Origin of the sequence: Agrobacterium sp. SORGH_AS_0745 (genome assembly GCF_030818995.1) — a bacterium.
Taxonomy (GTDB): Bacteria; Pseudomonadota; Alphaproteobacteria; order Rhizobiales; family Rhizobiaceae; genus Agrobacterium; species Agrobacterium tumefaciens.
In genome coordinates this window covers 650028-663476 of the sequence record NZ_JAUTBI010000003.1, presented here as the reverse complement: position 1 = coordinate 663476, position 13449 = coordinate 650028, and the positions used below count along the sequence as shown (strand labels likewise).

16 protein-coding genes and 1 pseudogene are annotated in these 13449 nt (G+C 58.5%); 14 read left to right on the top strand and 3 right to left on the bottom strand.

The features are described 5' to 3' along the window. Window positions 1-71 precede the first annotated feature (71 nt). Both leuD and QE432_RS12955 read right to left on the bottom strand, forming a co-directional pair. A complete protein-coding gene (leuD, locus tag QE432_RS12960) occupies window positions 72-677 on the bottom strand; it encodes a 3-isopropylmalate dehydratase small subunit (protein ID WP_025594665.1) in 606 nt (201 codons plus the stop codon). Window positions 678-842: 165 nt separating this feature from the next. Further along, the gene (locus tag QE432_RS12955; RefSeq protein WP_306624533.1) at window positions 843-1073 is read right to left on the bottom strand and encodes a hypothetical protein; all 231 of its coding nucleotides are present in this window, start codon (window positions 1071-1073) and stop codon (window positions 843-845) included. Window positions 1074-1182: 109 nt separating this feature from the next. On the opposite strand from QE432_RS12955, the gene QE432_RS12950 reads away from it, so the two are divergent. Together QE432_RS12950 and QE432_RS12945 are read left to right on the top strand one after the other, a co-directional pair. Then, on the top strand, window positions 1183-2094 hold the full coding sequence (locus QE432_RS12950) for an HpcH/HpaI aldolase/citrate lyase family protein (protein WP_306624531.1): 912 nt from the start codon (window positions 1183-1185) through the stop codon (window positions 2092-2094). Further along, the gene (locus QE432_RS12945; RefSeq protein ID WP_003505258.1) at window positions 2091-2297 is read left to right on the top strand and encodes a DUF1737 domain-containing protein; all 207 of its coding nucleotides are present in this window, start codon (window positions 2091-2093) and stop codon (window positions 2295-2297) included. Before QE432_RS12950 ends, QE432_RS12945 begins: the two co-directional genes overlap by 4 nt. Before the next feature lie 21 nt (window positions 2298-2318). Here the strand turns inward: QE432_RS12945 and QE432_RS12940 are convergent, their stop codons facing one another. Then, window positions 2319-2759 (bottom strand): metallopeptidase family protein, encoded by a 441-nt coding sequence (locus QE432_RS12940; RefSeq protein WP_113157570.1) that lies wholly within the window; start codon window positions 2757-2759, stop codon window positions 2319-2321. Window positions 2760-3087: 328 nt separating this feature from the next. Between QE432_RS12940 and rplU the strand changes: the two genes are divergently transcribed. The 12 genes and pseudogenes from rplU to QE432_RS12880 all read left to right on the top strand — a co-directional run bounded on the left by rplU (window position 3088) and on the right by QE432_RS12880 (window position 13433). Beyond that, on the top strand, window positions 3088-3402 hold the full coding sequence (rplU, locus tag QE432_RS12935; protein ID WP_003516451.1) for a 50S ribosomal protein L21: 315 nt from the start codon (window positions 3088-3090) through the stop codon (window positions 3400-3402). A gap of 40 nt (window positions 3403-3442) precedes the next feature. Next, window positions 3443-3712 (top strand): 50S ribosomal protein L27, encoded by a 270-nt coding sequence (gene rpmA / locus QE432_RS12930; protein ID WP_003492686.1) that lies wholly within the window; start codon window positions 3443-3445, stop codon window positions 3710-3712. 131 nt (window positions 3713-3843) lie between these two features. Beyond that, window positions 3844-4476 (top strand): GNAT family N-acetyltransferase, encoded by a 633-nt coding sequence (locus QE432_RS12925; protein ID WP_003516453.1) that lies wholly within the window; start codon window positions 3844-3846, stop codon window positions 4474-4476. Further along, window positions 4473-5063, top strand: coding sequence for a GNAT family N-acetyltransferase (locus tag QE432_RS12920; protein WP_003516454.1), 591 nt, complete (start codon window positions 4473-4475; stop codon window positions 5061-5063). The genes QE432_RS12925 and QE432_RS12920 overlap by 4 nt, the downstream gene beginning before the upstream one ends. 168 nt (window positions 5064-5231) lie before the next feature. Continuing rightward, on the top strand, window positions 5232-6299 hold the full coding sequence (gene obgE, locus QE432_RS12915) for a GTPase ObgE (protein WP_003516456.1): 1068 nt from the start codon (window positions 5232-5234) through the stop codon (window positions 6297-6299). After that, on the top strand, window positions 6296-7465 hold the full coding sequence (gene proB / locus QE432_RS12910; RefSeq protein ID WP_111795588.1) for a glutamate 5-kinase: 1170 nt from the start codon (window positions 6296-6298) through the stop codon (window positions 7463-7465). Before obgE ends, proB begins: the two co-directional genes overlap by 4 nt. Next, window positions 7458-8744, top strand: a complete 1287-nt coding sequence (locus QE432_RS12905; RefSeq protein WP_162633734.1) for a glutamate-5-semialdehyde dehydrogenase — start codon at window positions 7458-7460, stop codon at window positions 8742-8744. Before proB ends, QE432_RS12905 begins: the two co-directional genes overlap by 8 nt. Before the next feature lie 42 nt (window positions 8745-8786). Further along, window positions 8787-9371 carry a nicotinate-nucleotide adenylyltransferase gene (locus tag QE432_RS12900; protein WP_075807713.1) on the top strand — a complete coding sequence of 195 codons (585 nt, stop codon included), beginning with the start codon at window positions 8787-8789 and terminating at the stop codon, window positions 9369-9371. 94 nt (window positions 9372-9465) lie between these two features. After that, window positions 9466-9910 (top strand): annotated as a pseudogene (rsfS, locus tag QE432_RS12895) (ribosome silencing factor). Between the two features lie 158 nt (window positions 9911-10068). Further along, window positions 10069-10551 carry a 23S rRNA (pseudouridine(1915)-N(3))-methyltransferase RlmH gene (gene rlmH, locus QE432_RS12890; protein WP_003516464.1) on the top strand — a complete coding sequence of 161 codons (483 nt, stop codon included), beginning with the start codon at window positions 10069-10071 and terminating at the stop codon, window positions 10549-10551. A gap of 160 nt (window positions 10552-10711) precedes the next feature. Continuing rightward, on the top strand, window positions 10712-12118 hold the full coding sequence (locus QE432_RS12885) for a murein hydrolase activator EnvC family protein (RefSeq protein WP_065660031.1): 1407 nt from the start codon (window positions 10712-10714) through the stop codon (window positions 12116-12118). Beyond that, window positions 12108-13433, top strand: a complete 1326-nt coding sequence (locus tag QE432_RS12880; protein WP_003516467.1) for a S41 family peptidase — start codon at window positions 12108-12110, stop codon at window positions 13431-13433. Before QE432_RS12885 ends, QE432_RS12880 begins: the two co-directional genes overlap by 11 nt. Window positions 13434-13449 lie beyond the last annotated feature (16 nt).

Below are 13449 nucleotides of genomic sequence, written 5' to 3'. Positions count from 1 at the left end.
TCAAGCAAAGCAAAAGCCGATCCGGTACGGTTTTGCACGGGATCGGCTTTTAAAAGAGGATAGAAGTGCGGTCAGGCCCAGGGGCGGACCGAGGCATTTGCCTTTTCGAACGTGTCGATGGCGCCGGAATGCTCCAGTGTCAGGCCGATGTCGTCGAGGCCGTTCAGCATGCAATGGCGCTTGAATTCATCGATCTCGAAGGTGATCGTGCCGCCATCAGGGCCGCTGATTTCCTGACGTTCCAGATCGATGGACAGAACGGCGTTCGAGCCGCGCGAGGCGTCGTCCAGCAGCTTTTCGAGATTCTCGGGGCTGACGACGACAGGCAGAATGCCGTTCTTGAAACAGTTGTTATAAAAGATATCGGCGAAGCTGGTGGAGATCACGCAGCGGATGCCGAAATCGAGAAGCGCCCATGGTGCATGTTCGCGCGAAGAGCCGCAGCCAAAATTGTCACCCGCGACGAGGATCTGGGCGTTCTGGTAAGCGGGCTTGTTCAGCACAAAATCGGGATTGGGCGAGCCATCTTCTAGATAACGCGACTCGGCAAAAAGGCCGGTGCCAAGACCCGTGCGCTTGATGGTCTTCAGATAGTCTTTGGGAATGATCATATCGGTGTCGATATTGACGACCGGCATGGGCGCAGCAACGCCCGTCAGCTTGGTGAATTTTTCCATCTGTCGCTTCCCGTGTTTCCCTGGTCACAAAATCCGGCGTGGACTGACGCCCGCCGGATATTTTCTGTCGGGAAATACTGCAAAACGGATCGCTTTAGAAGCGCAAACCCGCATTCTTCGGTACGCCGCGTGCAGCGTTCTCGCATTTTGGCAGGATTAACGATCTCAGAGATCGATGATCGTGCCTTTGCCGTCGTTCCAGACGCGCATGTCGTGCTGGTTGCGGGGCTTGACCGGAATGGGTGCCGGCTTCATACGCGCCGAAAGCAGACGGGCAGCGCTGAGAACGGCGAGCACGCCGATAAAAGCGACCGTAAGCGAGGCGGTAAAAAGAGCCACCAAAGCCAGAAGTGCGATGCCGGATGCGGCAATGAAAAATGAACGGATGCCTTGCATGATTCAACCTTTCTTTCCAGACGAATGTGGGCCTTCTTCTTCCGGCTTGCAAGAGGATTCAGTGGATTGTCGTGTTGCAGATGTCACAAAAGCTTGACACAAGTGCGGCATGACTAATTTTTTCGAAAATATTCCTGTGAGACCGCGCCGTTCACTGCTGTCGGTTCCGGCCATCAATGTCAGGGCGCTCGAAAAAATCCGCGATCTCGATTGCGATGGGGTTATTCTCGATCTGGAGGATTCCGTTGCACCCGATGTGAAGGGCGAAGCGCGAGAGAATCTGGGCAGGCTGTTTTCGGATGCGCCCTTTGCGGGACGCGAGATCATTATCCGTATCAATCCGCTGTCAACGCCGGATGGTATGGAGGATTTAAAGCTCGTGCTTTCCTGCTGGCCGGATGCGGTATTATTACCGAAGGTAGAGCAGCCCGCCGATATTAACGATGTGGCCGACCTTCTGGCGGAGGCCGATGCGCCCCAGGGCTTGAAAATCTGGGCGATGATCGAGACGCCGCTCGGTGTGTTGAACGCAGCGTCCATTGCTGACGCTGCCCATACGCCGGATGGACGGCTTGCCGCTTTCGTCCTCGGACTGAACGATCTGCGCAAGGAGACACGGGTTCCTTCCGTGCCCGGGCGAACCTACCTCGTGCCGTGGATGATGCAGGTGGTGCTTGCCGCCCGCGCCTATGGGCTTGATGTCATCGATAGCGTGTCGAATGATTTTCGCGATATCGCGGCTTTTGGCACCGAGTGCGAGCAGGGCCACGCCATGGGCTTCGATGGCAAGATGCTGATCCACCCGGCCCAGATCGAGCCCGCCAATCGCCACTTCGGCCCCGATGAGGCCGCTGTCGCTGAAGCCAGGGCGATTATTGACGCTTTCGCAAAACCCGAATCTGTGGAATTGAACGTCATCAACATGAACGGGCGGATGATCGAACGGCTGCATGTGAGCCAAGCCGAAAGGCTGGTCGCCATGGCCGATATCATCGCACAACGAAAGGCGCAAAAGACGTGAAGGTCTATCGTTTCATTACAGGTCCCGATGACGCGAAGTTCTGTCACCGGGTCACCGAAGCTCTGAACAAGGGGTGGGAACTTGCCGGTTCACCCAGCTACGCCTTCAACGCCGCAAGCGGCGTCATGCATTGCGGCCAGGCCGTGACCAAGGTGGTCGAGGGCAAGGAATACCACCCGGATATGAAGCTCGGCGAGCAATAAGAGGAGTGGCTGCCGGCGGGCTCAGCGCTCCGCCGCGGCCTCGTCGGCGCTTTCTTCGATCCGCTCCATGTCGTCATCCGACAGGCCGAAGTGATGGCCGATCTCGTGGATGAGGACATGGGTGATGATGTCGCCTAGCGTTTCCTCATTCTCGGCCCAGTAGTCGAGAATGGGGCGGCGATAAAGCGTGATGCGGTTCACCATCTCGCCGGTTTCCATGGTGAAACGTTCGGAGATACCGCGCCCCTCGAACAATCCCAGCAAGTCGAACGGTGTTTCGAGCGCCATGTCCTCGAACACTTCGTCAGTCGGGAAATCCGAGATCTCGATGACGAGATCCTTGGTCAATGCACGGAATTCGTCTGGCAGGTGGCCATATGCCTCGATCGCAAGCGACTCGAAGGCGGAAAGTGTCGGCGCATGGCGGTCCCGCCAATCGTCGGTCTGGTCTATGCGGGCCATTTCTGCTCCTTGTTGAAGGCCCATATAAACACTTGCTGCGCAAATTTCGAGACCTGACTGCTTCGCTTGCCAAAAAAGCATGAAATTCTTGGCGTTAGAGTTACTTTTCAAACATCCGTCATCTTGACATAAACTGACGTCTCGCGTAATTCGCACCCAAATTGATGGCGTATTGCGCCTTCTGTTTATTCCGCCCCTCAAAGGCGGCTTCACCGGCAGACTTTCAAAAGGGCATTCAGTCCTGACGGATTTCCGCTACTCCGACTGATAAAAAGACGGCCAGCTTGCTTTGGCGGGCAGAGCCGGAACGAACATGAAAGGATAACAAATGTTCGCAGTCATCAAGACCGGCGGTAAGCAGTACCGCGTAGCGGCCGATGCCGTGCTGACCATCGAAAAGCTGGAAGCAGAGGCAGGCGCAACCGTAGAATTCACCGAAGTTCTCGTGATCGGCGAAGGCGCCGACGCTCAGTTCGGTGCTCCCTTTGTCAAGGGTGCCATCGTCAAGGCTGAAGTTGTCGAGCACAATCGCGGCAAGAAGGTCATCGCCTTCAAGAAGCGTCGTCGTCAGAACTCCAAGCGTTCGCGCGGCCATCGTCAGCATCACACTGTCGTCCGCATCACGGACATCGTTGCTGCCTGATAGGCGCGACACGGGAAACAAGGTTTAAAGGAGAACTCCAATGGCACACAAAAAAGCTGGCGGTTCATCGCGTAACGGTCGCGATTCCGAATCCAAGCGCCTTGGCGTAAAGAAGTTCGGCGGCGAAGCTGTCATTCCAGGCAACATTATTCTGCGTCAGCGCGGAACCCAGTGGCATCCGGGCGCCAACGTTGGCATCGGCAAGGACCACACGATTTTCGCACTGACCGCAGGTAACGTGAACTTCCGTACGAAGGCCAACGGCCGCGTATTCGTATCCGTGGCCCCGAAAGCGGAAGCCGCAGAATAAGCCGGTAAGCGTCATATGCAGCCGGTGTCCCATCGACCCGGCTGAGACGTATCAGGTTCAGTCAAGAAAACAGGGGAGATGGGGTACCACCCAACTCCCCTTTTTCTTTAACCCCCAGGAGGGACTGAACCATGCAAGCTGAATTGTTGAGGGTTGACCAATCACGGTCACCCGAAGAGCGGCCGAGGCCCGATCGGTCGAGGAGCGATTGCCCCGTTTTACTGTCGCAGAGGCTGGTTTTACGCAAGCCTCACGAAGAAGACATCGACGCCCTTGCCCATCTTGCCAACAATGCCAATATCGCGACCATGGTGTCGCGTATGCCGCACCCGTACACGGCCAAAGACGCCGCGGACTTCGTGCGACGCACCAATGCTGGCGAGATCGGCAAGTGCGTCTATGCGATTACCCGCATGGACAATGGCGAGTTTCTGGGTTGCTGCGCGCTTGAACCGCAGGAAGACGAAAAGACGCTGGAAATCGGTTACTGGCTGGGGGAACCCTACTGGAACCGGGGCTACATGACCGAAGCCACGCATGCGCTGATCGACATGGCCTTCCGCACGCGTGAAATCGACCAGATCGATGCCCGCTGCCGGGTCACCAACATCCCCTCGCGCCGGGTCATCCAGAAGTGCGGTTTCCAGTTCCAGGGCTCCGGCATGGTCGGTTCGCTGGCACTGGGCGGCATGGTACCGGTAGAATGGTACAGGCTGGACCGCAAGACCTGGGTTTCGCTGAAGAGCTGGGGGGACATGGGATGAGCACGATCGAGCTTACCCGTCACCGGGCAACTGCGACGGTCGCGCCGCCCGGCCCCTGCCCGGTCATCGAGACGTCGCGTCTGGTGCTGCGTCCGCAGCGGCTTTCCGATGCTGGCAGCATTGCGGAATCGCTTGGCGATTTTGCCGTGACCAGGATGCTGGCCCGTGTTCCCGCGCCCTATCATCGACAGGATGCGCTGGAATGGCTGGTCCTGCGCACTTCAGGCACCCTGCCCGATTGGGATTTCGCCATCACAAGCGGTGACGATACACTCATCGGCGTCGTCTCGGTCGAATTGCGGCACGGCGAGTGGCATCTCGGCTACTGGCTGAACCGGTTCTACTGGGGCAAGGGTTACATGACCGAGGCGGTGGCCGCCGTGGTCGAGCGGTTCTTCCGCCGCATGCCCGGTGTGGTTCTCCATTCCGGTGTGTTTGCGGATAATCCGGCTTCGCTGCGCGTGCAGGAAAAACTGGGCTTCCGGGTGACCGGCTGCCACCAGATTTACGCCACGGCGCGTGCTGCGATGGTGGCGCATATCGATACGGCGATCACGGCTGAGGATTTCGTTCCGCAGCACGGCTGACAATCAAAACAAGGCCGGTTGCCGCAAACCGGCCTTGTCTCACGCAGGCGCTTCCCGCACGATAGTCTTTGACCTTGTGGAGAAGCGCTTGTATTCGAAACGACGATATTTTTGTTTGGCACAACGCCTTGAGCTGATGTGCCCGCAAACCGACAGAACGGCAGTCCGATGAAATTTCTCGATGAAGCAAAAATCTATATCAAGTCCGGTGATGGCGGCGCGGGCGCCGTTTCCTTCCGACGCGAAAAGTTCATCGAGTTCGGCGGCCCTGATGGTGGCGATGGCGGACGCGGCGGCGACGTCTGGATCGAGGTGGTCAACGGTCTCAACACGCTGATCGACTTCCGCTTCCAGCAGCATTTCAAGGCCTCGATCGGACAGCACGGCATGGGTAAGACCCGCACCGGCGCCAAGGGTTCCGACGTGGTTCTGAAAGTGCCTGTGGGCACGCAGATTTTCGAGGAAGACAACGAGACGCTGATCGTCGACCTGACAAAGGAAGGCCAGCGTTTTCGTCTTGCCGCTGGCGGTAACGGCGGTTTCGGCAACGCCTATTTCAAGTCTTCGACCAATCAGGCGCCGACCCATGCCAATCCGGGCCTTGCGGGCGAAGAAAAGACGCTCTGGCTTCGCCTGAAGCTGATCGCTGACGCCGGTCTCGTTGGTCTGCCGAATGCAGGTAAGTCGACATTCCTCGCGACCGTGACGCGCGCGCGGCCAAAGATTGCCAATTATCCTTTCACGACCCTGCATCCGAACCTCGGCGTTGCGACCATCGACGGCCGTGAATTCGTGCTGGCCGATATTCCCGGCCTGATCGAAGGCGCGCATGAGGGTGTGGGCATCGGCGACCGTTTCCTCGGCCACGTGGAGCGCACCCGTGTGCTTCTGCATCTCGTCTCCGCGCAGGAAGAAAAGGTCGGGCAGGCCTATAAGACTGTCAAGGCCGAACTGGATGCCTATGGTGGCGGCTTGACCGACAAGCCGGAAATCGTGGCGCTGTCGCAAATCGACGTGCTGGACGAAAAAGAACTGAAAAAGAAGGCAAAGGAACTGGAAAAGGCCTGCGGCCGTCCTCCGCTCCTTCTGTCTGCCGCTGCCCACATTGGTATGACGGAGGCGCTGCGCGCCCTTCGCGATATCATCGTCTCGGCAAGCAATGGCGGCGAGACCGCCCTTCCCGACCGCTCAATGCCTGTGGATAGCGAGGCCGAGGAAGAGGACGATCGCCTATGAGCCTCACCCGCAAACCGCTGGGTAGCCACCACCGGATCGTCATCAAGATCGGTTCGGCACTTCTGGTGGACCGGAAAAGCGGGCTGAAGAAAGATTGGCTTGACGCCATTTGCGAGGACATCGCTGCGCTGAAGAAAAACGGCGCAGATGTTCAGGTGGTGTCTTCTGGCGCCATCGCGCTCGGCCGCACGGTGCTCGGTCTGCCCTCCGGCGCATTGAAGCTGGAGGAAAGCCAGGCAGCGGCGGCCGTTGGCCAGATCGCTCTGGCGCGGGCATGGTCGGAAAGCCTGTCGCGGCATGAGATCGTTGCTGGCCAGATTCTGCTCACGCTGTCCGACACCGAGGAGCGCCGCCGTTACCTCAATGCGCGCGCCACCATCAACCAGCTGCTGAAGATCGGTGCTATTCCGATCATCAATGAAAACGACACGGTGGCAACCACCGAAATCCGCTACGGCGACAATGACCGTCTGGCCGCCCGCGTGGCCACCATGACCGGTGCCGATCTTCTGGTATTGCTGTCTGATATTGACGGGCTTTACACGGCTCCGCCGCATCTTGATCCGGATGCGAAGTTCCTTGAGACGATTGCAGATATTACGCCCGAGATTGAGGCCATGGCAGGCGGTGCGGCTTCCGAGCTTTCACGCGGCGGCATGCGTACCAAGATCGATGCCGGCAAGATCGCGACCGCTGCCGGTTGCGGCATGATCATCGCTTCCGGCAAGACGCTCAATCCGTTGAAGGCCATCGAAAACGGCGCCCGCTCCTCGTGGTTTGCGCCATCAGGCACACCGGTGACGGCGCGAAAGACATGGATTGCCGGTCAGTTGCAGCCGGCAGGTGAGATTCATGTGGATGCGGGTGCGGAAAAAGCGCTCTATGCCGGTAAAAGCCTGCTTCCCGCGGGCGTGCGGGTGGTGAAGGGCAATTTTGGACGCGGCGATGCGATTGCCATTATCGGCGTTGAAGGCCGAGAGGTCGCGCGCGGCCTTGCAGGCTACGATGCGGAAGAGGCGCGTCTTATCATCGGTCACAAGTCCAACGAGATCGAGGCGATACTTGGCTATGTGGGGCGTGCGGCGATGATCCATCGCGACGATCTGGTAATGACGGGTGCCGCCGTGAAAGTTAAAAATACTGAAAAGGATAAGGTCCATGCCTGAACAGGCCGTGAAGCAGAGCCATGATATTGATGCACTGATGATGACCATCGGTGCACAGGCAAAATCTGCTTCGCGACCGTTGTCCATCGCAGGTACGGATCAGAAAAACCGTGCGCTTCTCGCCATGGCGTCCGCCATCGAGGCGTCGAGGGAAACGATCCTTGCCGCCAACAGGAAAGATCTGGCGGCGGCGGATAATAGCGGCCTTGCCGCTTCCTTCATCGACAGGCTTACGCTTGACGATGCGCGGATTGCCGGTATCGCCGAAGGCATCCGCTCGGTTGCCGCGCTGCCTGATCCGGTTGGCGAAGTTATTGCCGCCTGGGATCGCCCGAACGGTCTGAAGATCGAGCGCGTGCGCACGCCGCTTGGCGTCATCGGCGTGATTTACGAAAGCCGCCCGAATGTGACGGCAGATGCCGGCGCGCTCTGCCTCAAGGCGGGCAATGCGGTCATCCTGCGCGGCGGCTCGGATTCGCAACATTCATCGCGTGCTATCCATGCCTGTCTCGTCGAGGGCCTGAAGATTGCCGGCCTTCCCGAGCATGCCATTCAGCTGGTACCGGTAACCGACCGCGCTGCCGTGGGCGCGCTTCTTGGTGGATTGAATGGCGCGGTTGACGTGATTGTGCCGCGCGGAGGCAAAAGCCTGGTTGCGCGGGTGCAGTCCGAGGCGCGTGTGCCGGTCTTTGCGCATCTGGAAGGTATTTGCCATATCTATGTCGACGGATCGGCCGATCTCGACATGGCGAAACGCATCGTCGTGAATGCCAAGATGCGCCGCACCGGCATTTGCGGCGCGGCGGAAACGCTGCTGGTGGATGCCGCTGTTGTTGCCACGCATCTTGAACCGCTCGTCAAGGGCCTGATCGAGGCCGGTTGTGAAGTACGCGGTTCGCAGGCCGTGCGTAATGTTGTCGAGGGCTTGAAAGCCGCAACGGAAGATGACTGGCGCACCGAATATCTCGATGCGATCATTTCGGTTGCTGTCGTGCACGGTATTTCCGGCGCGATCGACCACATCAGCACCTATTCGTCCAACCACACGGAGGCGGTGATCGCCGAGGACCGAGCGGTGGTCGAGCGTTTCTTCAACGAACTCGATTCGGCCATTCTGCTGCATAACGCTTCCACGCAATTTGCCGATGGCGGTGAATTCGGAATGGGTGCGGAAATCGGCATCGCTACGGGCAAGATGCATGCACGCGGCCCTGTTGGTGTCGAGCAGCTCACGTCGTTCAAATACCGCGTGCATGGCACCGGTCAGACGCGGACCTGATAGTTGCTGGTCGAAACACGCCTCGACAGACGTTATCTCACCATGCCGCATGCGGAGCGCGGCATGGTCGTCGGGCTGTTCGGCGGCTCCTTCAATCCGCCGCATGCCGGCCATGCCCTTGTTGCCGAAATAGCGCTTCGCAGGCTGGGTCTAGACCAGCTCTGGTGGATGGTGACGCCAGGCAATCCGCTGAAAAGCCGCTCGGAGCTGGCATCTCTGGAGGATCGTATCGCCGCCTGCGAAAGGCTGGTCAGCGATCCCCGCATCAAGGTGACGGCTTTTGAAAAATCGCTGGGGATCAGCTACACGGCCAATACGCTTGCCAAGGTGAAAGCAAAAAATCCGCATGTTCGCTTCATCTGGATCATGGGAGCCGACAATCTGAAAAGCTTCCATCGCTGGCAACAATGGCGAAGGATCGCCGAGACCTTTCCGATTGCGGTGATCGACCGGCCGGGTTCCACCCTCTCCTACCTCTCCTCCACCATGGCGCAGGCCTATAGCCAGGCGCGGATCGATGAGGATGATGCGGGTGTTTTGTGGAAAAAAAAGGCGCCTGCCTGGGTCTTTATCCATGGTCCGCGTTCGACGCTCAGTTCGACGGCGCTCCGCAATAATCACAAATGATGTATGCGACAGCCGTTGAAGGCTCCATATCTTGAAAAGTTAATGCTTTGGTGCCACCTTAATCTGGTGACGCACAGATTCGCGTCGCCAGTGCCTGTTTTGTCATTCTTGGAAAGGGAAAACCTCTGACAACAGTACACGCCAAGGGAAGAGCATTTGTTGCTATCCCGAAGGGTCAGGACAGTGGCGCCGATGCCGCCGACCACGCCCTCGAAACCGTCCTCGCGAGCCTCGAGGACTCCAAGGCTGAAGATATCGTATCTCTCGACATTGCCGGAAAATCGGCGCTTGCGGACTACATGGTGGTGGTCTCCGGGCGATCGAACAGGCATGTCTCGGCGATCTGCGAGCATCTTCTCAAGGATATGAAGGATGAAGGGTTTGGAAGCGCCCGCGTCGAAGGTCTCGAGACCGGAGATTGGGTGCTGATCGATACCGGCGATATCATCGTTCATGTGTTCCGTCCGGAAATCCGTGTCTTCTACAACATTGAAAAAATGTGGGCGACGCCGGAAATGCCGGAAGACACGCTGCATTGATGCGGTGAGCCTTTGACGTCGCACATCGGGCCTCCCGAATATCATTTTTGATTTCGGGTCGATGTGTGTGGTCGGAAAGAAAGCCGGCTGCATAGGAATCCGTGGGCTATGCTGTTAAGAGCGTGACCCTGTTGGGTCACGATGGATGCAGGTTTGCGATGCGGATTTCGATTTTTGCGGTGGGACGGCTGAAATCCGGCCCGGAAAAGGATCTTGCGACCCGTTATATCGAACGCCTTGCCAAGACCGGCCCGGCGATCGGGTTGGAGTTTTCGCGCGTGATCGAGGTCGCGGAAAGCCGGGCATCGAACGCGGAGACGCGCAAGCGCGAAGAAGCGGCGATGCTGGAAAAACATCTGGCTGATGGTACCGTGCTCGTGCTGCTCGACGAGCGCGGCAAGGCGCTGGATAGCCCGGCCTTTGCCTCATTTTTTGGCGATCTGCGTGATAGCGGCAAGCGCGACCTCGTGATCGCGATTGGTGGCGCCGACGGCCTAGATCCTGCACTTTACGACAGAGCGGCGGCCGTTCTTAATCTCGGCAAGCTCACATGGCCGCACCAGATCGTTCGTATTCTGATCGCCGAACAGCTTTACCGCGCCGTCACCATCCTCTCCGGTCATCCCTATCATCGCGTTTGAGCGTGATCTTCATGTGGAAAATTGTCTCAATTTCAACATGAAGCTTCGCGAGACGGAAAGGCGTGGAAGGCTTTGCAGCCAGCCTGTTTCTGGCCTCTTGGAAGATTGGGGCAAAATCCCTAATATCGGCGCTCCTGCTTCGGCATCAAAGAAAGTTCAAATGGACAAGAGGTCTCAACGAAAACGCCACGCTGCCCTTGCGGGCGCGGTTTTCGCTGTCCTTGTCCTGGGGATTTCCCCCGTTGAACGCGCCTTTTCGCGCGACGATGCGGGTGCCGCGCCTGCTGGTGAGGGTGATTCGTCGCCGGAGGCGCTTCAGACGCTGGAAAAGCGCCGTGATCAGAACCGCCAGGATCTGGAAGAGCTGGTCGACAGCATCGGACTTTCGGAAGACAAGACCCGAAATCTCGAGGAAAGCATTGCTTCCCTTAATCAGGATAGCGCCCGTATCCGCGACGAGCTGATCGCGTCGGCTGCGCGCCGCAAGGCACTGGAAACCAAAATCAGCGATGGCGAGGATCGTCTGGCCAAGCTTTCGGTCCGCGAAGATGGCGTCAAGGCATCCCTGCGCGAGAGGCGTGGCGTGCTGGCGGAGGTTCTGGCGGCGCTGCAGCGTATGGGCAGAAACCCTCCCCCCGCCCTTCTCGTTTCGCCTGATGATGCGCTGGCCTCGGTGCGCAGCGCCATTCTTCTCGGCGCCGTCGTGCCCGGCATTCGCGGTGAGACCGACAAGCTGGTTTCTGCTCTCAAAGAATTGACCGACGTCAGGCAGGCAATCGCTCGCGAAAAGGACGATCTTACGGGTATGATGACGGCAAGTCTGGAAGAGGAAAAACGCCTCGACTTGCTGCTTGCTGAAAACGACCGCAGAAATTCGCAGACGGCCGCGGCGCTGGAGGCGGAACGCAAGCGATCCGAGGAGCTTGCAAGCAAGGCGACAAGCCTGGAGGGTCTGGTCGGTTCGCTTGAAAGTGAGATCAGTTCGGTGCGGGAAGCTATGGAAAGGGCGCGTGCGGAAGAGCAGCGCGTGGCCCGTCTTTCCGAAGCGGAACGTGAGAAGGAGCGTGCCGCAGCCGAGGCGGGAATGCCCGATAAAAACCGTATTGCGCCCGCATATCCCTTCGCGAGTTTGAAGGCAAAGTTGGACCTGCCGGTGGCTGGAGATGTGTTGCGCCGGTTCGGCGATGCGGATGGTACGGGCCACTTTTCCAAGGGAATTGTCGTCGCGACCGGACCTGAGGCCATCGTGACGGCACCCGCAGACGGCTTTGTTGTATTTGCCGGAGATTTTCGCAGTTACGGCCGAATGATCATCCTCAATACGGGTGACGGATACCATGTGGTCATGACGGGAATGGACAATGTGAGGACACGGCAGGGAATGTTTGTGTTCTCCGGAGAGCCAATCGCCTCCATGGGTGCAAAAAGAGTAGCGAGTGCAGCAGCATTGGCGCTGGAAACCGACCGGCCAACGCTCTACATTGAGTTCAGGAAAGATGGTGTGCCGGTTGATTCCCAACCTTGGTGGACCGCAAAAAATACCGGAAGGGCGCACAATGATTCGTAAGGTTTCGCTTCTCCTTATCGGTGGGCTTATGGGCGCCACGGCGATGAGTGTGATTTATTCGGCGAGCATGCCGGCACAGGCGGCCGGGCCTTCGACCTATAAGGAACTGTCAATCTTTGGCGACGTGTTCGAACGTGTGCGTGCGCAATATGTGACGCCGCCGGATGACGAGAAGCTGGTCGAAAATGCCATCAACGGCATGCTCAGCTCGCTTGATCCGCATTCGAGCTTCATGAATGCCAAGGACGCCAACGACATGCGCACCCAGACCAAGGGTGAGTTCGGCGGTCTCGGCATCGAAGTGACCATGGAAAATGAACTGGTCAAAGTCATCTCGCCGATGGACGACACGCCGGCTTCGCGCGCAGGCATTCTTGCCGGCGACTATATTTCGGAAATCGACGGTACGCCGGTTCGCGGTCTGAAGCTGGAGCAGGCGGTCGAGAAGATGCGCGGCGCGGTCAAGACGCCGATCAAGCTGACGATCATCCGCCAGGGCGCCGACAAACCGCTCGAATTCACCGTCATGCGTGATGTCATTGCCGTACGCGCGGTCAAGTCCCGTGTCGAGGGCGATGTCGGTTATCTCCGCGTCATCTCATTTACCGAGAAGACCTATGACGATCTCGAAAAGGCGATCAAGAAGATCAAGACGGATGTGCCGGCTGACAAGCTGAAGGGCTACGTGCTCGATCTGCGTCTCAACCCCGGTGGTCTGCTCGATCAGGCGATCAATGTTTCCGACGCCTTCCTCCAGCGTGGCGAAGTCGTTTCGACCCGTGGCCGTAACCCGGACGAGACCCGTCGCTTCAATGCAACGGCTGGCGATCTGACCGATGGCAAGCCGGTTATCGTGCTCATCAACGGTGGCTCTGCTTCGGCGTCTGAAATCGTCGCCGGTGCGCTGCAGGATCTGCGTCGCGCGACTGTGGTCGGCACGCGCTCCTTCGGTAAGGGCTCGGTCCAGACGATCATCCCGCTCGGCGAGGCCGGCGCGCTGCGTCTGACCACGGCGCTTTATTACACACCGTCTGGCAAATCGATCCAAGGCACGGGCATTACGCCTGATATCAAGGTCGAACAGCCGCTGCCGCCGGAATTGCAGGGCCGTGTTACGACCGAAGGTGAATCCAGCCTGACCGGCCATATAAAGGGCCAGAGCGAAACGGACGAAGGTTCGGGTTCTTCCGCTTACGTTCCGCCGGAAGCCAAGGACGATATCCAGCTGAATTATGCGCTGGATCTGTTGCGCGGTGCCAAGACCGATCCGTCGTTCCCGCCGAACCCGGACAAGGCTGTGGTCAACAAGCAGTAAGATGGATGCGCCGGCC

Bases quoted from the DNA above. Each gene is read 5' to 3' on its own strand.
- leuD (WP_025594665.1), bottom strand. From the start codon at position 677: ATGGAAAAATTCACCAAGCTGACGGGCGTTGCTGCGCCCATGCCGGTC.
- QE432_RS12955 (WP_306624533.1), bottom strand. From the start codon at position 1,073: ATGCAAGGCATCCGTTCATTTTTCATTGCCGCATCCGGCATCGCACTT.
- QE432_RS12950 (WP_306624531.1), top strand. From the start codon at position 1,183: ATGACTAATTTTTTCGAAAATATTCCTGTGAGACCGCGCCGTTCACTG.
- QE432_RS12940 (WP_113157570.1), bottom strand. From the start codon at position 2,759: ATGGCCCGCATAGACCAGACCGACGATTGGCGGGACCGCCATGCGCCG.
- rplU (WP_003516451.1), top strand. From the start codon at position 3,088: ATGTTCGCAGTCATCAAGACCGGCGGTAAGCAGTACCGCGTAGCGGCC.
- rpmA (WP_003492686.1), top strand. From the start codon at position 3,443: ATGGCACACAAAAAAGCTGGCGGTTCATCGCGTAACGGTCGCGATTCC.
- QE432_RS12925 (WP_003516453.1), top strand. From the start codon at position 3,844: ATGCAAGCTGAATTGTTGAGGGTTGACCAATCACGGTCACCCGAAGAG.
- QE432_RS12920 (WP_003516454.1), top strand. From the start codon at position 4,473: ATGAGCACGATCGAGCTTACCCGTCACCGGGCAACTGCGACGGTCGCG.
- obgE (WP_003516456.1), top strand. From the start codon at position 5,232: ATGAAATTTCTCGATGAAGCAAAAATCTATATCAAGTCCGGTGATGGC.
- proB (WP_111795588.1), top strand. From the start codon at position 6,296: ATGAGCCTCACCCGCAAACCGCTGGGTAGCCACCACCGGATCGTCATC.
- QE432_RS12905 (WP_162633734.1), top strand. From the start codon at position 7,458: ATGCCTGAACAGGCCGTGAAGCAGAGCCATGATATTGATGCACTGATG.
- QE432_RS12900 (WP_075807713.1), top strand. From the start codon at position 8,787: ATGCCGCATGCGGAGCGCGGCATGGTCGTCGGGCTGTTCGGCGGCTCC.
- rlmH (WP_003516464.1), top strand. From the start codon at position 10,069: ATGCGGATTTCGATTTTTGCGGTGGGACGGCTGAAATCCGGCCCGGAA.
- QE432_RS12885 (WP_065660031.1), top strand. From the start codon at position 10,712: ATGGACAAGAGGTCTCAACGAAAACGCCACGCTGCCCTTGCGGGCGCG.
- QE432_RS12880 (WP_003516467.1), top strand. From the start codon at position 12,108: ATGATTCGTAAGGTTTCGCTTCTCCTTATCGGTGGGCTTATGGGCGCC.